The organism is Microbacterium sp. ZXT2-5, from assembly GCF_055329545.1.
On sequence record NZ_JBUZWD010000001.1, the window covers coordinates 1,368,952 to 1,387,261 of the forward strand.

Genomic DNA, 18,310 nt, shown 5'->3' on the forward strand with positions numbered 1-18,310 from the left:
CCGCGCCGCCGCCGCGTCAGCGGATCGCGACGATGCAGGTCGGCGAGGGCGCCGCCGCCCGGTGGCGCACGCGTCCGGGGACGCCGGTGCGGATGTCGAGGCTCAGCGAGGCGATCTCGTCGGAGCGCTGTCCGGCGACGAGGAGGGTGTCGCGCACCACCAGATGGTGTCGCGGCCAGTCCACGCCGGCGTCGACGAGCGCGACCGGCAGGACGGACTCGCCCGCGCCGCGGACCCGCAGCGCCGCGAGGGTGTTGCTGCCGCGCACGCCGGCGTAGAGGAACTCCCGGTCGTGCGACAGTGCGAGCTCGGCCGCGCTGTCGCCCGGCAGCATCCCGGCGCCGAGCGGCGTGCCGGCCACGACGCGCCACGTCGCGGGGCCCGAGCCCGTCGCCGGCGGGAACGGCGCGAGCACGAAGAGCTCGCACGACAGCTCCGTGACGACGTAGAGATGCCCGCTCGGGTGCCACACCATGTGCCGCGGCCCGCTGCCCTTCGGCAGCGCCACCTGCTGGAGGGGCCGGAGCCCCTCGCCTCCGGTGCGCCAGAACCGCACCAGATCCAGGCCCAGGTCGGTCGTGGCGATCAGTCCGTCCGGCAGGAAGACGGTCTGGTGGGCTCGGGACGGGCGAGCGGATGCCTCATCCCCCGCGTCGTCCGCCGCCTCCCGGTCGTCTGCCGCCTCCCGGTCGTCCGCGACGTCGTGGTCGGGCACGAGGTGGGCGAACTCCGTCCCGGCCGCCGCGCGGAGGGCGCGGGCGGCCGCGGCCAGGTCGATGTCGCCCGCCGCGGGTTCCGACGATTCGCCCGGGCCGTACGGGTCGGCCGCGGCGGCCGCGAGGGTCGGCGACCCGGGCCGGCCGGCGGCATCCAGCTCCATCCGCACGACGCGTCCGTCGCCCCAGCAGGCGGCGACGAGGAAGCGTGCGTCGGGTGCGACCGCGACATGGCAGACCGCCTCACCGGCGGGCACCGGGGCGCCCAGCGGCATCAGCGTCGCCTCGCCGGTGCGCCGGAACGCCTGCACCTCGCCGCGGGCTTCCAGCGCCGCGTACACCACGTCGCCGCGCTCGATGCTGCCGGAGCCCGGATGCAGCGCGAGCCACGACGGCGAGTCGACGGCCGCGGCCTCCCCCGCGAAGGCCGGTGCGCCGCCGGCCGACGCCTCGTCGGCCGCACCGGCGAGCAGCACCCCGATCCCGGAGGCGCTGCCGTCCATGTCGGCGGTGTACCCGCCCAGCAGGAACCTCACCGGCTGCTCAGTCGATGAGGTCGTGACGGACGATCACCGCGTCGCGCGCCGCGCCGACGCCGATGACCGAGATGCGCGTGCCGCTCATCGCCTCGAGGGCGAGCACGTACTCCTGCGCCTGGATCGGAAGCTCGTCGAAGGTGCGGGCGCCCGAGATGTCCTGCTTCCAACCCGGGAAGTACTCGAGGATCGGCTTGGCGTGGTGGAAGTCGGACTGGTTGACCGGCACCTCGTCGAAGCGCTGCCCGTCGACGTCGTAGGCGACGCAGACCGGGATCCGGTCGAGGCCGGTGAGGATGTCGAGCTTGGTGAGCACGAGGTCGGTGATGCCGTTGATGCGGGTGGCGTAGCGGGTGATGGGCGCGTCGTACCAGCCGACGCGGCGCGGGCGGCCGGTCGTGGTGCCGAACTCGAAGCCGCGCGAGCGCAGGAAGTCGCCGTTCTCGTCGAACAGCTCGGTCGGGAACGGACCCGAGCCCACCCGCGTCGTGTACGCCTTGACGATGCCGACGATGCGGTCCAGGCGGTTCGGGCCCACGCCCGAGCCGGTCGCGGCGCCGCCCGCCGTCGCCGACGACGACGTCACGAACGGGTAGGTGCCGTGGTCGACGTCGAGCATCGTGGCCTGACCGCCCTCGAACACGACGACGTCGCCCTCGTCCAGCGCCTCGTTCAGCAGGAGGCCGGTGTCGGCGACCATCGGCCGCAGCCGCTCGGCGTACCCCAGCAGATCGTCGACGATCTCGTCGCACGTGATGGCGCGACGGTTGAAGACCTTGACCAGCAGGTGGTTCTTCTGGTCGAGCGCGCCCTCGACCTTCTGGCGCAGGATGTTCTCGTCGAAGAGGTCCTGCACGCGGATGCCGACGCGGTTGATCTTGTCGGCGTACGCCGGCCCGATCCCGCGACCGGTCGTGCCGATCTGGCGCTTGCCGAGGAACCGCTCGGTGACCTTGTCGAGCGTGCGGTGGTACTGCGTGATGATGTGCGCGTTCGCGCTCACGCGCAGGCGCGAGGTGTCGAGCCCGCGCGCGTGCAGCGCCTCGAGCTCGGCGAAGAGCACTTCGAGGTCGATCACGACGCCGTTGCCGATCACGGCGTTCACGCCGGGCGAGAGGATGCCGGAGGGCAGCAGGTGCAGCGCGTACTTCTCGTCGCCGATCACGACCGTGTGGCCGGCGTTGTTGCCGCCGTTGAACTTGACCACCCAGTCGGTGCGCTCACCGAGGAGGTCGGTGGCCTTGCCCTTGCCCTCGTCTCCCCACTGGACTCCGACGATCACGATGCCTGGCATGGGCTACTCCCCCGCTAGCGGACGGTTACACCCCATCCTATCGGGGCGGGCCGGGAGGGCCGGATGCCGCGGGCCGGGAGGGCCGGATGCCGCGGGCCGGGGTCAGTGGAAGGGGCAGCGGGGCGTGGCATCCGTCGCCCGCACGCGTCCGCCCGACGCGGGCTTGGTCGGCAGTCGACGCCGGTCGACGCCGAGGCCGTCGCCGAGGATCGTGACGCGCGGATCGGAGAGCGTCGCGACGGCGGCGGCCAGCCCGGCGATCGCGAGCTTCTCACCCGGGCAGCGGTGGCCGGTGGCGACGGCGGCTCCGCCGTGGGGGACGAAGGCGGCGATGGCCTCGTAGTCGTCGACCCCCACGAAGCGCTCGGGGTCGAAGCTGCCGGCGTGCTCCCACGAGTGCGCGTCGAGGTCGGTGCCCAGGATGTCGAGCAGGACGCGACCGCCCGCCTCGACCCGGTGACCGTCCAGCTCGACGTCGGTCAGCGCCCAGCCCGGCAGGAACGGCACGAACGGGGCCGTGCGGCGGATCTCCTGCGCGAAGGCCGTCGCCAGCGTGCCCCCGACGAGCGTGCCGCGCTCCTCGGTCTCCGCCGCGATGCGGGAGCGCCACTCCGGCCGGTCGTGCAGCTCCTTCGCGGCGAACGCGACGAAGCGCGCCACCGCGATCATCGGGCGGAAGCTGTTCTGCAGCTCGACGCCGGCGAGCTTCGCGGGCAGGAGCGCCCCGTCGCGGTCGCGGTGCTCCGCCCACGCGCGCAGGGCCGAGCCGTCCGGTGCCGCCAGTCGACCGGCCCGCACCGCCTCGATGAGCTGCGCGGCGTGCCGGTCGGACCACCACCGGTTGATCCTCGCCATCACGTAGCCGGGTGAGTACGGCGCGCCGAAGCCGTCGACGATCTGCGCCTGGCGCTGCGCCCAGCGGGTCTGCGCGGCCGGGGTGCCCGGAATAGCTGCCCAGCGCATGATCGCGCGGCCGAGCGCGCCGACCGCCGCATCGTACGCGCTGCGGCGCTCGCCTCCGATCCACGCGGCCAGCTCGGCCTGCCACTCCCGCTCGAGGAGCGGGAGGATGCGCCGGACCTCGGCGTCCTCGTAGAGCACGGCGACGAACGTCGCCTTGCGGTGCCGATGCTCGTCGCCGTCGAGGCTGTGGACGGACGCGTGACCGAAGAGGGTCTCCTGCACGAAGGCGGGCATCGCGCCGTGCCGCCTGATGAGCCGCTCGTCGTAGAAGAGGGCGACTCCCTCCGCGCCGCGGACGAGCAGGGCGTCACGGCCGAGCAGCCGCATCGGCGCGGACCGGGCGCCCTCGCGCACCCGCTGCCAGACGTGCTCGCCGAGGTCGTAGCCGCGGGTGAGCAGACCGATCGCGTCGTCGAGGAGGGGGCCGCTGCCGCGCTCGTCGCCGTGCGGGCGGCCGTGCGGGGTCGGTGGTGTCGCGGGAGGGGCCATGGGGTCAGGGTGTCAGGCCCGCGCGAGAGGAGGCAGGGGCTGTGATGTCGGCGGCCGCTGTGCTACCGGCGCCGTGGATGAGCCGCAGCCTGCGGCATCCGTCGCCGATGCGGCGCTCGCCCGCGAGCGATGAAGCTCCGCCCTCGACGGGTCCGAACCGCCGGATGTAAGCGCTTGTAGGAGTTGTCCCCCGAACGGCGGACGCGTTGTGGACTTCACACAAAGCGTCGACACGGATGAGCGTTTTCCGCGCTGTCCGCGGGCCAATCTTTGCCACCTCGGGCCTCCACCGCGAGTACACCGGTGCTCGGGGAGACGACACGCACCCGCGTGGAGTCGAAAGGGGTTGGGGAAATGCACTGGGCATGGTTCCGAATCGCAGCGGCGATCACCGGATTCTCCGGGGTCGTCGCCGGATTCATCGTCAACGTGGATCGCGCAGCGCGTCAGGGGCAGAGCCTCGGCGACGTGCTGGCGAACTACTTCAGCCTGTTCACGATCGTGTCGACGTCGCTCAGCGTCGTCGCACTGCTCGTGGCCGCATCATGGGCGATGCGGCACCCGGGCTCGAGCCGCGAGCCGCTGGGCATCGCGCTCGCCGTCGCCGCCGTCACAGGACCGATCCTGCTGCTCGGCCTCGTCTACAACATCCTCCTGCGGGGCCTGCCGTCGGCCGTCGCGCTCGGCGACTCCGTCGGCATCGCGATGCTCGACAAGTACGCCGTCGAGGTGCTGCACGTGGTGCTGCCGATCTACTTCCTGCTGGACCTGCTGCTCGCGCCGCGCCGCCGCGCGCTGCCCTGGTGGTCGCTGGGCGTGCTGGTCGGCTACCCGCTCGTGTGGACGACCTACACGATGATCCGCGGCGAGCGCGTCGGGAACCCGGACGGCACCACGCCGTGGTGGTACCCGTATCCGTTCCTCGACCCGCACGGTGCGGGCGGGTACGCGTCGGCGTTCGTCTACATCGGGGCGATCCTGGTGGGATTCCTCGCGATCGGCACGGCGATCGTCCTCATCGGCCGGTACCGGGAGCGACGGGCCACCCGTCACCGCGCGCCGGCCACCCGCGGACCGCTGGTGGTGTGAGGACATGCGTGCGAGGCATCCGGATGCCGCTCAGTAGACTTGTCATCCATGTCGAAGGTCCTCCAGTCCCTGCCCGTCGGCGAACGCGTCGGCATCGCCTTCTCGGGAGGACTTGACACCTCCGTGGCCGTGGCGTGGATGCGCGACAAGGGCGCCATCCCGTGCACCTACACCGGCGACCTCGGTCAGCCCGACGAGGACGACATCGGCTCGATCCCCGACCGCGCCCTCACGTACGGCGCCGAGATCTCACGCCTCGTGGACTGCAAGCCGGCCCTCGTCGAGGAGGGCTTCGGCGCGCTCGCGTGCGGCGCGTTCCACATCCGCTCCGGCGGGCGCACCTACTTCAACACCACCCCGATCGGCCGGGCCGTCACCGGAACGCTGCTCGTGCGTGCCATGAAGGAGGACGGCGTCGACATCTGGGGCGACGGCTCCACCTACAAGGGCAACGACATCGAGCGGTTCTACCGCTACGGGCTCCTCGCGAACCCCGCGCTGCGCATCTACAAGCCGTGGCTCGACGCCGACTTCGTCACGGAGCTCGGCGGCCGCAAGGAGATGAGCGAGTGGCTCGTCGAGCACGGCTTCCCCTACCGCGACGCCGCCGAGAAGGCGTACTCGACCGACGCCAACATCTGGGGCGCCACCCACGAGGCGAAGACGCTCGAGCACCTGGACGTCTCGCTCGAGACCGTCGAGCCGATCATGGGCGTGCGGTTCTGGGATCCCGCCGTCCAGATCGAGGCCGAGGACGTCACCGTCACGTTCGATGCGGGCCGCCCGGTCGCGCTCAACGGCAAGGAGTTCGCCGACCCCGTCGAGCTCGTCTTCGAGGCCAACCGCATCGGCGGCCGCCACGGCCTCGGCATGAGCGACCAGATCGAGAACCGCATCATCGAGGCGAAGTCGCGCGGCATCTACGAGGCCCCGGGCATGGCGCTGCTGTTCACGGCCTACGAGCGCCTGGTCAACGGCATCCTCAACGAGGACACCCTCGCGACGTACCACGAGCAGGGCCGCCGGCTCGGCCGCCTGATGTACGAGGGCCGCTGGCTCGAGCCGCAGTCGCTCATGCTGCGCGAGTCGATCCAGAAGTGGGTGGGCTCGACCGTCACCGGCTCGGTCACGCTGCGGCTGCGCCGCGGCGAGGACTACACGATCCTCGACACCACCGGCCCGCGCCTGTCGTACCACCCCGAGAAGCTCTCGATGGAGCGCGTCGGCGACGCGGCGTTCGGGCCGACCGACCGCATCGGGCAGCTGACGATGCGCAACCTCGACATCGCCGACTCGCGCGTCCGCCTCGAGTACTACGCGTCGAAGGGCCTCATCGGCGGCGCGACCGGCGAGCTCGTCGGGCACCTCACGCAGGGCGAGGCGGGCGAGATCACCGAGCGTGCCGAGCAGTACAGCGCCGAGCAGGAGGAGCTGGCCGAGGCGACGGATGCCGCGTCCGAGGCCGCGGCCTTCGACTCCGGCACCGACTGACGCGGCGGCCGCGGCCGGTCCCGCACACCCCCGGCGGTGCGGCGGCGACGCGGTGCGCCGGTGGTGGCGGGTGCGATTCGGCACCGGCGTGATTCGGGGTTAGCATGCGATCGGTGAGCACGCGACCCGACGCGTGCGGCACCCGATTCCGCGATGCCCGACACCGCGTACCCGCAGCCAACGCCCGGAAAGACTTTCGATGTCGAAGCCTGAACCCTCTCCGTACGCCGTCGACGACACCGTCCCCCGGCGGTCGGTCGGGCGGACCATCGGCATCACGCTCTACGGCATCGTCGCGGGCATCGTGGTGATCGCGCTGATCGCCGTCGGCTTCGTCGTCTACACCGCGCAGCGCTCCTTCCCCACACTGAGCGGGGAGGTGACCGCGTCGGGCCTGGACGACGAGGTGACGGTGCAGCGCGACGCGCTCGGCATCCCGACCATCACGGCGTCGTCGTCGCACGACCTCTTCTTCGCCCAGGGCTACGTCCACGCGCAGGACCGCTTCTGGGAGATGGACTTCCGCCGCCACGTGACGAGCGGCCGACTGTCCGAGCTGTTCGGCGAGTCGCAGCTCGGCACCGACACCTTCCTGCGCACGCTCGGCTGGCGGGCGATCGCCGAGCAGGAGGTGGAGGCGCTCGATGACACCGAGCGCGCGTACTACGAGGCCTACGCCGAGGGCGTGAACGCGTACCTCGCCGAGAACGACGGCGCCGACGCCTCGTTCGAGTACGCCATCCTGGGACTGCAGAACCCCGACTACCGGATCGAGCCGTGGACGCCCGCCGACTCCGTGGCCTGGCTGAAGGCGATGGCCTGGGACCTCCGCAGCAACATCGAGAGCGAGACGGAGCGCGCCGTGATCGCGCCCGACCTCGCCGAGGCGCAGATCGACGAGCTGTATCCGGCCTACCCGTACGACCGGCATCCCGTCATCGTGCCGAAGATCTCCGCCGTACCGGAGGTCGGGACGGCGCCCGACGTCGTCGCCGAGGGTGAGACGGATGCCGCCGACGCCGACGCGGACGCCGACACCTCGGCGATCGAGTGGACCGAGGTCGACAGCGTCCTCGAGGCCGTGGGCGAACTCGTGGGCGATGCGGGCGAAGGCATCGGCTCGAACTCGTGGGTCGTCTCGGGAAGCCTCACCGACACCGGGATGCCGCTGCTCGCGAACGACCCGCACCTCGGCGCGTCGCTGCCGAGCGTGTGGCACCAGATCCAGCTGCGCTGCGAGACGGTCGGCGACAAGTGCCCCTTCGACGTCGCCGGCTTCAGCTTCTCGGGACTGCCCGGCGTGATCATCGGCCACAACGACCGCATCGCATGGGGGTTCACCAACCTCACCACCGACGTCACCGACCTCTACCTCGAGAAGGTGCAGGGGGACTCGTACTGGTACGACGGCGCGCTCGTGCCGCTGGAGACGCGCACCGAGACGTTCCAGGTGGCCGGTGGCGACGACGTCGAGGTCGAGGTGCGATCCACCGTCAACGGACCGATCGTCTCGGGCCTCACCGAGGACTTCACGGCGATCGCCGACGCGCCCTACACCGGCACCGCTGACGCCGTCACGGCGCCGGCCGGTGCGCCCGAGGGCGACTACGCGGTGAGCCTGCGGTGGACGGCGCTGCAGCCGGGCACCACGGCATCCGCCATCTTCGCCCTCAACGCGGCGCGGGACTTCGACGACTTCCGTGGCGCGGCGGCGCTCTTCGACGTGCCGGCGCAGAACCTCATCTACGCCGACGTCGACGGCAACATCGGGTACCAGACGCCCGGAAAGCTCCCGATCCGCGGCGCGGGCGACGGTGCGATGCCCCAGCCCGGCTGGGACCCGGCCTACGCCTGGAAGGGCTTCATCCCGTTCGAGGACCTCCCGGTGTCCTACAACCCGACCGACGGCTACATCGTGACGGCGAACAACGCCGTCGTGGCCGACGACTACTCCTATCCGCTGACGACGGACTGGGACTACGGGTGGCGCGCCGCGCGCATCGACGAGCTGATCCAGCGCGCGATCGCCCAAGGCCCGATCACCGCGACGGACCTCCGCGACATCCAGGCCGACAACTACTCCTTCATCGGCATGCGCCTGACCGCCGCGTACGCCGATGTCGCCACGGGAGACGACGACACCGACGCCGCCCTGGCGCTGCTGCAGGAGTGGGACGCGCAGAACAGCGCCGACTCGGCGGCCGCCGCGTACGCCAACGTGCTGTGGGACACGCTCGCCGAGAACGTCTTCGTGACCGGGCGCGAGAGCCCCGCGCCGTTGAGCGGTCAGGGGCGCCTGTTCCTCGTCATGGACACGATGCTCGACGACGAGACGTCGACGTGGTGGACGAACGAGGAGCTGGGCGTGGACGGCATGACCGACATGCTCAAGCGCTCCGCGATCGACGCCTACGAGCACCTGGTCGAGCTGCAGGGCGACAACCCCACGCGCTGGAACTGGGGGGCGCTGCACGCCCTCCCGCTCGTGAGCGACTCCTTCGGCTCGTCGGGCATCGCGCCGATCGAGTGGCTCTTCAACCGCGGTCCGTTCCCGGTGGGCGGCGGCTCGTCGGTGTCCAACGCCACGGGCTGGGACCTCGGCGGGGGCTTCGAGACCGTCACCGTTCCGTCGATGCGCATGATCGTCGATCTGGGCGACTTCGACGACTCCCGGTGGAACCAGCTGACCGGTCAGAGCGGCCACGCGTTCCACACCAACTACACCGACCAGGTGGAGTCGTGGCAGAAGGCGGAGCTGACGCCGTGGGCCTACACCGAGGACGCGGTCGATGCGGCGACCACCGACACGCTCGTGCTGAAGCCCTGACGCCCCGGCGCGGCTGCGGACTCAGCCGCCGGCCGCGGGCGGGGTGCGCTGGGAGTCGGCGAGCTCGTCGACCAGGAGCCCTGCCTCGTCGAAGGTGCCGTTGCGGTACGCCTGCCGGCCCACCATGTGCGCCGACAGGGGCGCGGTCGCCAGCTGGATGAGGACGACCGGCACGAGGAAGGCCACCACCGGCCACGACCGCAGTGACAGCGCGATGGCCAGGCAGATGAGGATGAGGCCGAGCACCTGCGGCTTGGTGGCCGCGTGCAAGCGCGTCGGCACGTCGCGGAACCGCAGCAGGCCGATCGCGGCGGTCAGGCACAGCAGCGCGCCGGCGAGGATCAGGATCAGTGCGATCCAATCCAGGACGACGGTGGGCTCCATCGCGGTCTCCATCAGCGATCCGGGTCCCTTCTCGCGACGAACCGGGCGATCGACACCGAGCCGAACACGCCGACCGCCGCGATGATCAGCAGCACCGGGAGCGTGCGGGTGTGCTGGTTGATCGCCATCTCGGCGCCGAGCACGCACAGCACCAGCGTGAGGAGGACGTCGGATGCCACGGCCCGGTCGAGGATCGACGGCCCGATCACGATGCGCCACAGGGTCAGCAGCGCCGCCGCGGCGAAGACGACGTAGATGACGATCAGCAGCACGTTCATCGGGCGCCTCCCTCGGTGCGCTTCTCGGTCGCGGTCACCTTCGTGCGCACACCGTCGGCCCTCCGCACCGCCCGCAGCTGGGCGCGCGACCCGGCCGCGCGCACGATGCGGGCCTCCCAGCGCAGCACGCTCTCGCGCTGCCGCTCCACGGCGGCGGCGTCGCGCACCCCGATCACGTGCAGATAGAGGATGCGGCGGTCGCGATCGGCGTCGACGATAAGCGAGCCGGGGATGAGCGATGCCGTGACGCCGGTGTGGGTCATGATGAGGTCGTCGTCGGTGCGCAGCTGCACGGCGATGATCGCGGCGCCGGGCTGCCGGCGGACGTCGAGCACCTGCCAGGCCACCGTGAGCGAGCCCCGCAGCACCGCCAGCAGGAACTCCAGGATGAACACGAACCCCCACCACAGGTTGAGGCGGCCGGACAGCTCGACGGGCGGCAGCCGGAAGACGCGCGCCACGATGAGCGCCGCGACCAGTCCGGTGAGGAACGCCAGCCACGTGAACTGGCCCCACAGCAGCATCCACAGCGCGATGAGCCAGGCGAAGAACGGCAGCTGCCGCCACGCCGTGGCCAGGCTCCGGCGGAAGGCGCTGCGGGGTGCGGTGCGGGTGCGGTCGGCGGTCACGGCGTCCCCTCCGTCACCTGCACGTCATCCTCCAGCTGCGTGAGCGAGACGGGCTCGAGCAGCGCCTCGCCGATGCGTGTGCACACGTCGTACAGCGGGCCGGCGAAGACCGTGAGCGCGACCGTCACCGCCACCATGCCGGTGGTCGCCGCGGTCATGATCTTCGGGATGACCCGGCGCTCGGTCTCGACGCCCGCCGCCGGGGAGGCGCCCAGGTACGAGATGCGCGCCTCGGTCTCGGCGGAGTCGTCGTCCTCGCGCCAGAACGACAGGTTCCAGGCCCGCATGAGGGCGTAGAGGGTGAGCAGGCTGGTGAGGATGCCGCCCACCATGAGCACCATCATGATCGGCGTGCCGACCTGCGCGGCGGCGTCGAACAGGGCGAACTTGCCGATGAAGCCGGAGAAGGGCGGCAGCCCGCCCAGGTTGACGGCCGGGATGAAGTACAGCACCGCGATCACCGGCGCCGCCTTCATGAGCCCCTTGACGCGCAGGATCGAGGTCGAGCCGGCATCGCGCTCGACGAGACCGACCGCGAGGAAGAGGGTGGTCTGGACCACGATGTGGTGGACCATGTAGTAGATGGTCGCGCCGATCGCCGCCGGTGTCGCGATCGCGAGCCCGAAGATCATGTAGCCGATGTGGCTGACGAGCGTGAACGAGAGGATTCGTTTGAGCTCGGCCTGCGCGACCGCGCCGAGCACGCCGACGATCATCGTCGCCAGCGCCACCCACATCAGCAGATCGTTCACGTCGTTGTCGAGGAACAGCTCGGTCTCGGTGCGGATGATCGCGTAGACGCCGACCTTGGTCAGGAGGCCCGCGAACACCGCGGTCACCGGCGCCGGCGCCGTCGGGTAGGAGTCCGGCAGCCAGAACGACAGCGGGAAGACGGCGGCCTTGATGCTGAACGCCAGCAGCAGCATGAGGTGCAGGATCGTCTGGGTCTCCTGCGGCAGCTCGCGCACGCGCTCGGAGATCTGCACCATGTTCACCGTGCCGAGGGCGCCGTAGATCATGGCGATCGCGGCGAGGAACAGGATGGACGAGACCAGCGAGACGACGATGTACACCACGCCGGTGCGGATGCGGGACTCGGTCGAGCCGAGCGTGATGAGCACGTACGAGGCGACGAGGAGGATCTCGAAACCGACGTAGAGGTTGAACAGGTCGCCGGCGATGAACGCGTTGAAGATGCCGGCGCCCAGGATGAGGTACGACGGGTGGAAGATCGACACCGGGGTCTCGTCGTCGCCGTCGGCGGCGCCCTGGCCGACCGAGAAGAGCAGGACCGCCAGGAGCACGACGCTCGAGACCATCACGAGCAGCGCCGCCAGCCGGTCCACGTACAGCACGATCCCGAACGGGATGGGCCACCCGCCGACCGACACGGCGATCGGCAGGTCGCCGACGTCGACGACGTACAGCAGGACGGCCGCGACGACGGTCACCGCGGTGAGCGTCACCACCGACACGGCGACCTGGGTCCTGCGGTGGCGGCCCGCGATCAGCGCCACGGCCGCGCCGAGGAGCGGCAGCGTCACCAGGAGCGGGACCAGGGCCGGGGCGAACTGGGTCATGCGTCACCGCCCCTGTCGCCGCGCCCTCGGTCCGCCGGGCGGTCGACCGGCGCGTCGTCGCGGACGCCGGCGACGTCGCGCGCCCCGAGGATCGTGATCGGCGCGGTGGCCGTGCCCACGAAGTCCGTGGTGGCGTCGTCGTCGGCGTCTTCGATCTCGGTCTCTTCGTCCATCGTGTCTTCGGTCTCGGCGGCACGCTCGCGCACCTCGATGTCGGCGGCGTCGTCGGTCACGGTGTCGGCCTGGCCGAGCTGCCACGAGCGGTATATGAGGGCCAGCAGGAAGGCAGAGACGGCGAACGTGATGACGATGGCGGTCAGCGTGAGCGCCTGCGGCAGCGGGTCCGACATCTCGTCGACGCTCCCCGAGCCGAAGAAGGGCGCCACTCCCGGCTCGCCCATGACGATCAGCAGCAGGAGGTTCGCGGCGTTGCCCAGCAGCAGGAACCCGATGAGCACGCGCGTGAGACTGCGCTCGAGCATCGCGTAGACGCCGCACGCGAAGAGCACCGCCATCACGATGATGAGCACGAGCGACACGTTCACGAGACGCTCACCCCCTGCGCGGCGGGCGACTCCAGCGCCTGGCGGTCGACCTCGGCGCCGAGGCTGCGCAGCACGTCGAGCACGAGGCCGATGACGACGAGGTAGACCCCGACGTCGAAGATCGTCGACGTGACGAACTCCACGTGCCCGAGCACCGGGAGCTCGGCCTCCCAGAACTGGCTGGTGAGCGGGGCCTCGCCGAAGAACAGCGGGACGATCGCACACGCCACGGCGATCGTCATGCCGGCGCCCAGGAGGCGCCCGGCGTCGGTGGGCGCGGCGGCGCCGAGCTCGTAGCGACCGCCGGCGATGTAGCGCATGACGAGCGCCATGCCCGCGACGAGTCCGGCGGCGAATCCGCCGCCGGGGAGGTTGTGGCCGGCGAAGAGCAGGTACAGCGACACGATGACGATCGTGTGGAAGAGGATCCGCACGATCACCTCCAGCATGATCGAGCGGTTCTCGGGCCGCACGCGCTGACCGCCCACGAGCCAGGCCATCCGTCCGCTGCCGCGGGCGTCCTCGCGCTGCTTGAGACCGTCGGAGGTCTCGACGAGCGGGCGGCGGGCGCGCGTCGCCCCGCTCGGCAGCGGCTGGATGAAGCGCGAGAGCGTGTCGGCGCGGTGGGTCACGAAGACGAGGGATGCCACGCCCGTCGCCGCGAGGATCAGCACCGAGAGCTCGCCCATCGTGTCCCAGCCGCGCAGGTCGACCAGCGCGACGTTCACGACGTTCCTGCCGTGGCCGATCTCGTACGCGAGGTCCGGGAAGGCGCCGGAGATCGGCTCCTGGACGCGGGCTCCGGTGGCGACGATCGCCACGAGCGCCATCGTGACGCCGACGGCGGCGCCCAGGACGGCGCGGGCCACCGGCCAGACCGAGGCGTTGTGCTCGCCGAGGCGGGACGGGATGCGGCGGAGCACGAGCGCGAAGGCGACGAGCGTCACCGTCTCGACGAGGATCTGGGTGAGCGCGAGGTCGGGTGCGCCGCTCGTCGCGAACAGCAGCACCATGCCCAGGCCCGTGACCGACACCAGGACGACGCCGGTGTAGCGCTTGCGCGCGCGGACGGCGATGAGCCCGGCCGCGATCATGAGCGGCGCCACGAACAGCTGGGTCGGGGTGTGGTACGCGTCCAGCTGCGCCTGCCACTCGTCGCTCGCGATGAGCGCGGTGGCCTCGGCCGCGACGAAGACCACGAAGATCGTGCCCACGTAGACGGGCAGCGAGCCGCGCTGCGTCATGCTCGTCGTCACCACCGACAGTCGCGCCACGCCGCGCAACGTCGCGTTGTAGGCGTCGGCGGCCGTGAAGGGGAGCAGGCGCTTCGCCGGGCGCCAGCCGCGCGTGAGCACGAAAACCAGCACGCCGACGACGATCGTGGCCAGCGAGATCCCCAGCGCGGGCTCGAGACCGTGCCACAGCGCGAGGTGGGCAGGGTGCTCGGGAGCGGCCACACCGGGCGTCGCGGGCGGAGCCTGATCCGCGTACGGCGCGAACGCCTCATCCAGCCACGGCGTGGCGAGTCCGGCGACGACGGTGAGCGCGGCGAGCAGGATCGGCGCCACCAGGAAGCCGATCGGCGGGTCGGGCCACTCCGTCTCGGGCAGACGGTCGCCGCCCGGCTCGCGCTTCGTCCAGAACGCGCCCCAGAGGAAGCGGATGCCGTAGGCCGCGGTCAGCACGGACCCGAGGGCGATACCCGCCAGCGCGACGACGCCCCAGACGGCGCCGCCCTGCGCCTCGAACAGCAGCGCCGTGAGCACGCCCTCCTTCGCGACGAATCCGATGGTGGGCGGGAGCCCCACCATCGAGGCCACGGCGATGATCGAGAACGTCGCCATCACGGGTGCCTGCCGCCCGACGCCGGAGAGCTCGGTGAGGTCGCGGGTGGAGAGCTGACGGTCGAGGACACCGACGACGAGGAACAGTGCCGACTTGAACAGCGCGTGACTCAGCAGGAGCGCGAGGCCCGCGAGGGCGGCATCCCGCGTCCCGTAGCCGAGCACGACGGCGAGCATGCCGAGCTGGCTCACGGTGCCGAAGGCGAGCACGCGCTTGAGGTCGGTCTCGCGGAGCGCCTGGAACCCGCCGAGGAGCATCGTGAAGACCCCGAGGGCGATGACGATCGGTCGCCACGTGGGCGCGATCGCGAACACCGGCGCGAGCCGGGCGATGAGGTAGACACCGGCCTTCACCATGGCCGCCGCATGCAGGTAGGCGCTGACCGGGGTGGGCGCCGCCATGGCGCCGGGAAGCCAGAAGTGGAAGGGGAAGATCGCGGACTTGCTCAGCGCGCCGACCAGGATCAGCACGAGGGCCGCGTCCACGATGGGCCCCGTCGGCGCCTGCGAGAGGATGGCCGAGATGCTCGAGGTGTTGGCGTCGACGACGAGCAGGACGACGCCGATCAGCATCACCAGACCGCCGAGGGTCGTGACCAGCAGCGCCTGCAGTGCGGCACGGCGGCTCGCCGCCCGGCGGTTGTAGTACCCGATGAGCAGGTACGACAGCACGCTCGTGACCTCCCAGAACATCACGAGCACGACGAGGTCGTTGGTGAGCACCAGGCCGTACATCGCGCCGGCGAAGGCCAGCAGGACGGCCGCGAACTGCCCGAGGTTCTCCTTCTTGTCGCGGAAGTACCAGCGGCAGTAGATCATCACGAGCGCGCCGACGCCGGTGACCACGAGGGTCATGAGCCAGGACAGCGTGTCCATGCGCAGCGACATGTCGATGCCGAGCGGCGGGATCCAGGCGTATGACTCGAACGGAATGTCACCGGCCAGGACGGCCGGCGACATCGCCGCCGCGTGCGCGAATCCGGCGATCGGAAGGATCGCGGCGAGGTAGAAGGCCGAGGCGCCGAGGCGTGCCACCAGCCATGGCAGCAGGATCGGGAGGACCGCGAACGCGCCGAGAACGAGGAGCATTCAAGCCTCCTCTGGTCGTCGGCCGCGCTGGACGTCAGGGGACGGCGCGAGTCAAGGCGATCGGGGTGTCGTGGACCATCCTACCGGCCCGGCTTGCCCGCCCGGGCGGATGCCGTGCGAGGAATGACCTCCCGGGAGCCCGGCGAGCGCACTACTCCGTGGGTGCCGGCCCCGTGGTGTTCCCCTCGCGGAACGTGCACGTGAAGCGGATCGACGCCGCGGGCGCGCCCTCCAGCATGGCGGCGACCGCCGCGCCCGCGGCCCGGCCCTTGTCGCTCGCGGGCTGCACGAGGGTCGTGAGGTCGTAGGGAGCCAGTCCGTCGACGACGATGCCGTCGAACCCGGTCACGCTGACGTCCTCCGGCACGCGGAGCCCCGCCTCCTCGGCGGCCCTGATCACCCCGGCCGCGAGCAGGTCGCTCTGCGCGATGACGGCGGTCGGACGGCGGTCGGGATCGGCGAAGATCTCCCGGCCGGCGGCCAGCCCCTCGTCGATGAAGCTGCCGGCGGCGGCGTAGGCGGCGGCATCCGGGAACACGTCCAGCGCCCCGGCGAGCCGCTCGCGGGTCACGTCGACCGTGATCCCGGTGTCGTCGTGCAGCCAGCCGCGCTGCCAGCCCGCCCGCGCGGGCAGGGCGACCACGACGGCCCTGCGGTGGCCGAGCGCGCGCAGGTGGCTGGCGGCCTGGCGCTGCGCCTCGCGGTTGTCCAGGCCGATGCGGGGGACGTCGTCTCCGGCATCCCCCTCGATGACGACGACGGGGATGCGGCGCGCCTTGACGGTCTCGAGCGACTCCCGCAGCAGTCCGCTGCAGCCGATGAGCACGGCGGCGTCCAGCGGCGCCGTCGTCAGGGACGGCCCGCCGCCCGTCGGCTCGTGGTCGCGCAGCAGCAGGAGCCCTGCTCCGAGCGGCGTGACCGCATCGGCCAGGCCGTCCATCATGAGCGTCTTGACCGGGTCCTGGAACGCCGTGCCGAGGTGCTCCTCGAAGACGACGCCGACGATCCCGGAGCGGCCGCGCCGCAGCGACGCCGCCCGGGGATCAGGACCGGTGTAGCCGAGGGATGCCGCGGCGTCGAGCACGCGCCGGCGCGTGGCATCCGACACCGGCGTCTTGCCGCTGAAGACCACCGACGCCGTCGACGGCGAGACGCCGGCCTCGCGGGCGACGTCCGAGATGGTGGCACGGCGCGTGCCGGAGTCGTGTCGGGTCATGTCGTGACGATCGTAGCCCGTGCCGCTCGGGCGGTCGAATCGATTCGAGGAATGCCGGAGGGACTCGGTACCCTGTGCTGATGGACTCCCTGCTCACCCGGACGCAGCTCGTCGCCTGGCGCACCGCGATCTTCACGATCTTCTTCGTCACCGGCCTCGGCTTCGCCTCGTGGGCATCGCGTCTGCCGGCGGTCAAGAACGATCTCGGCATCAATGACCTGCAGGTCGGCATCCTGCTCTTCGTCGCGGGCGCCGCGTCCATCGTCGGCCTCTCCCTCGCCAACGTCATCGTCGTGCGCTGGGGAGCCCGCCGCGGGATGATCGCCACCATCATCACCTTCTCGCTCGGCGTCGCGGTCGTCGGCGTGGGCGTGCAGACGATGGAGTCGTACGCGATCACCGCCGTCGGACTCGGGCTCATGGGCATCGGCATGAGCGCGACAGACGTGATGATGAACGTCGAGGCCGCGGCGGTCGAGCAGGCCTTCGAGCGCACCCTCATGCCCCTCTTCCACGCCTTCTTCAGCATCGGCACGGTCGTGGGCGCAGGGATCGGGGTGGCCATGGCGGCATGGCAGGTCGGCGTCGGCTGGCACCTGTGGGCGATCGGCGTGCTGGTCCTCGCCGCTGGGCTGTTCTCGCTGCGCGCGGTCCCCTCGCGGGAGATCGTCCACGACGATCCCGCGACGAAGGCGACCCGGCGCGAGCGGATCGCCGAAGCGCTCTCCGTGTGGCGCGATCCGCGCACGTACGCCATCGGCGCGATCATGCTCGGCATGGCGTTCGCAGAGGGCAGCGCCAACGACTGGCTCACGATCGCGATGGTCGACGGCCACGATCAGACCGAGGCCGTCGGCGCGGTCGCCCTCACCGTCTTCTCGGTGGCGATGACGGTCTTCCGCATCCTCGGCGGCCCGCTCGTCGATCGCATCGGGCGCGTGTGGACGCTGCGGATCCTGGCGGTCGCCGCGGCCGTGGGCCTGGTGATGTTCATCCTGGCGCCCTCGCTGCCCATCGCGTTCATCGGCGTGGCGCTGTGGGGCGCCGGCGCCTCCCTCGGCTTCCCCCTCGGCATGTCCGCGGCGGCAGACGATCCCGCCAAGGCCGCGGCATCCGTCTCGGCCGCCGCCACGATCGGCTACCTGGCGTTCCTGTGCGGGCCGCCGATCCTCGGCTGGATCAGCCACGAGATCGGCATCCTGCCGACCCTCTGGATCATCGTGGGTCTCATCGTGATGTCGGGACTCGCCTCGGGCGCGGCGAAGCCGATCGCCGGATCGCACGTCGGCGCCGGCCACGCGCACCGGTGATGGTGCAGGGCCGGGCGGTCGCCCGGCGTC

The 18,310-nt window shown here is 71.4% G+C and carries 14 protein-coding genes; 4 read left to right on the forward strand and 10 right to left on the reverse strand.

Annotated elements, in window-relative coordinates; translation table 11 throughout:
- Positions 1-16 precede the first annotated feature (16 nt).
- The 3 genes from ACZBH1_RS05940 to ACZBH1_RS05950 all read right to left on the reverse strand — a co-directional run bounded on the left by ACZBH1_RS05940 (position 17) and on the right by ACZBH1_RS05950 (position 3,998).
- Positions 17-1,252, reverse strand: a complete 1,236-nt coding sequence (locus tag ACZBH1_RS05940; RefSeq protein WP_463645802.1) for a lactonase family protein — start codon at positions 1,250-1,252, stop codon at positions 17-19.
- Between the two features lie 7 nt (positions 1,253-1,259).
- Positions 1,260-2,546: an adenylosuccinate synthase gene (locus ACZBH1_RS05945; protein ID WP_336393958.1), complete on the reverse strand. Its 1,287-nt coding sequence runs from the start codon at positions 2,544-2,546 to the stop codon at positions 1,260-1,262.
- Between the two features lie 102 nt (positions 2,547-2,648).
- Positions 2,649-3,998, reverse strand: coding sequence for a cytochrome P450 (locus tag ACZBH1_RS05950; protein WP_463645803.1), 1,350 nt, complete (start codon positions 3,996-3,998; stop codon positions 2,649-2,651).
- Positions 3,999-4,352: 354 nt separating this feature from the next.
- Here ACZBH1_RS05950 and ACZBH1_RS05955 point away from each other — a divergent pair, with 354 nt between their 5' ends.
- The 3 genes from ACZBH1_RS05955 (at position 4,353) to ACZBH1_RS05965 (ending at position 9,405) form a co-directional block, all read left to right on the forward strand.
- Positions 4,353-5,087 carry a Pr6Pr family membrane protein gene (locus ACZBH1_RS05955; RefSeq protein WP_336393960.1) on the forward strand — a complete coding sequence of 245 codons (735 nt, stop codon included), beginning with the start codon at positions 4,353-4,355 and terminating at the stop codon, positions 5,085-5,087.
- Between the two features lie 48 nt (positions 5,088-5,135).
- A complete protein-coding gene (argG, locus tag ACZBH1_RS05960; protein ID WP_336393961.1) occupies positions 5,136-6,578 on the forward strand; it encodes an argininosuccinate synthase in 1,443 nt (480 codons plus the stop codon).
- A gap of 199 nt (positions 6,579-6,777) precedes the next feature.
- Entirely contained in the window at positions 6,778-9,405 is a 2,628-nt protein-coding gene (locus tag ACZBH1_RS05965) for a penicillin acylase family protein (protein WP_463645804.1), read from the forward strand.
- A gap of 21 nt (positions 9,406-9,426) precedes the next feature.
- Here ACZBH1_RS05965 and mnhG read toward each other — a convergent pair whose 3' ends face one another.
- The 7 genes from mnhG to ACZBH1_RS06000 form a co-directional block, all read right to left on the reverse strand.
- Positions 9,427-9,801 carry a monovalent cation/H(+) antiporter subunit G gene (gene mnhG, locus ACZBH1_RS05970; protein WP_336393963.1) on the reverse strand — a complete coding sequence of 125 codons (375 nt, stop codon included), beginning with the start codon at positions 9,799-9,801 and terminating at the stop codon, positions 9,427-9,429.
- Positions 9,801-10,067, reverse strand: a complete 267-nt coding sequence (locus ACZBH1_RS05975; protein ID WP_336393964.1) for an MrpF/PhaF family protein — start codon at positions 10,065-10,067, stop codon at positions 9,801-9,803. The genes mnhG and ACZBH1_RS05975 overlap by 1 nt, the downstream gene beginning before the upstream one ends.
- Positions 10,064-10,696 carry a Na+/H+ antiporter subunit E gene (locus tag ACZBH1_RS05980; RefSeq protein ID WP_378879374.1) on the reverse strand — a complete coding sequence of 211 codons (633 nt, stop codon included), beginning with the start codon at positions 10,694-10,696 and terminating at the stop codon, positions 10,064-10,066. Before ACZBH1_RS05980 ends, ACZBH1_RS05975 begins: the two co-directional genes overlap by 4 nt.
- Positions 10,693-12,276: a Na+/H+ antiporter subunit D gene (locus ACZBH1_RS05985; RefSeq protein WP_336393965.1), complete on the reverse strand. Its 1,584-nt coding sequence runs from the start codon at positions 12,274-12,276 to the stop codon at positions 10,693-10,695. Before ACZBH1_RS05985 ends, ACZBH1_RS05980 begins: the two co-directional genes overlap by 4 nt.
- Complete coding sequence (locus tag ACZBH1_RS05990; protein ID WP_336393966.1) at positions 12,273-12,821, reverse strand: Na(+)/H(+) antiporter subunit C; 549 nt, start codon at positions 12,819-12,821, stop codon at positions 12,273-12,275. Before ACZBH1_RS05990 ends, ACZBH1_RS05985 begins: the two co-directional genes overlap by 4 nt.
- Positions 12,818-15,754: a Na+/H+ antiporter subunit A gene (locus ACZBH1_RS05995; RefSeq protein ID WP_463645805.1), complete on the reverse strand. Its 2,937-nt coding sequence runs from the start codon at positions 15,752-15,754 to the stop codon at positions 12,818-12,820. The genes ACZBH1_RS05990 and ACZBH1_RS05995 overlap by 4 nt, the downstream gene beginning before the upstream one ends.
- Before the next feature lie 151 nt (positions 15,755-15,905).
- Entirely contained in the window at positions 15,906-16,970 is a 1,065-nt protein-coding gene (locus ACZBH1_RS06000; RefSeq protein ID WP_463645806.1) for a LacI family DNA-binding transcriptional regulator, read from the reverse strand.
- Between the two features lie 80 nt (positions 16,971-17,050).
- On the opposite strand from ACZBH1_RS06000, the gene ACZBH1_RS06005 reads away from it, so the two are divergent.
- A complete protein-coding gene (locus ACZBH1_RS06005; protein ID WP_378879364.1) occupies positions 17,051-18,280 on the forward strand; it encodes an MFS transporter in 1,230 nt (409 codons plus the stop codon).
- The last annotated feature ends 30 nt before the right edge of the window (positions 18,281-18,310 follow it).

Bases quoted from the DNA above. Each gene is read 5' to 3' on its own strand.
- ACZBH1_RS05945 (WP_336393958.1), bottom strand. From the start codon at position 2,546: ATGCCAGGCATCGTGATCGTCGGAGTCCAGTGGGGAGACGAGGGCAAG.
- ACZBH1_RS05950 (WP_463645803.1), bottom strand. From the start codon at position 3,998: ATGGCCCCTCCCGCGACACCACCGACCCCGCACGGCCGCCCGCACGGC.
- ACZBH1_RS05955 (WP_336393960.1), top strand. From the start codon at position 4,353: ATGCACTGGGCATGGTTCCGAATCGCAGCGGCGATCACCGGATTCTCC.
- argG (WP_336393961.1), top strand. From the start codon at position 5,136: ATGTCGAAGGTCCTCCAGTCCCTGCCCGTCGGCGAACGCGTCGGCATC.
- ACZBH1_RS05965 (WP_463645804.1), top strand. From the start codon at position 6,778: ATGTCGAAGCCTGAACCCTCTCCGTACGCCGTCGACGACACCGTCCCC.
- mnhG (WP_336393963.1), bottom strand. From the start codon at position 9,801: ATGGAGACCGCGATGGAGCCCACCGTCGTCCTGGATTGGATCGCACTG.
- ACZBH1_RS05975 (WP_336393964.1), bottom strand. From the start codon at position 10,067: ATGAACGTGCTGCTGATCGTCATCTACGTCGTCTTCGCCGCGGCGGCG.
- ACZBH1_RS05985 (WP_336393965.1), bottom strand. From the start codon at position 12,276: ATGACCCAGTTCGCCCCGGCCCTGGTCCCGCTCCTGGTGACGCTGCCG.
- ACZBH1_RS05995 (WP_463645805.1), bottom strand. From the start codon at position 15,754: ATGCTCCTCGTTCTCGGCGCGTTCGCGGTCCTCCCGATCCTGCTGCCA.
- ACZBH1_RS06000 (WP_463645806.1), bottom strand. From the start codon at position 16,970: ATGACCCGACACGACTCCGGCACGCGCCGTGCCACCATCTCGGACGTC.
- ACZBH1_RS06005 (WP_378879364.1), top strand. From the start codon at position 17,051: ATGGACTCCCTGCTCACCCGGACGCAGCTCGTCGCCTGGCGCACCGCG.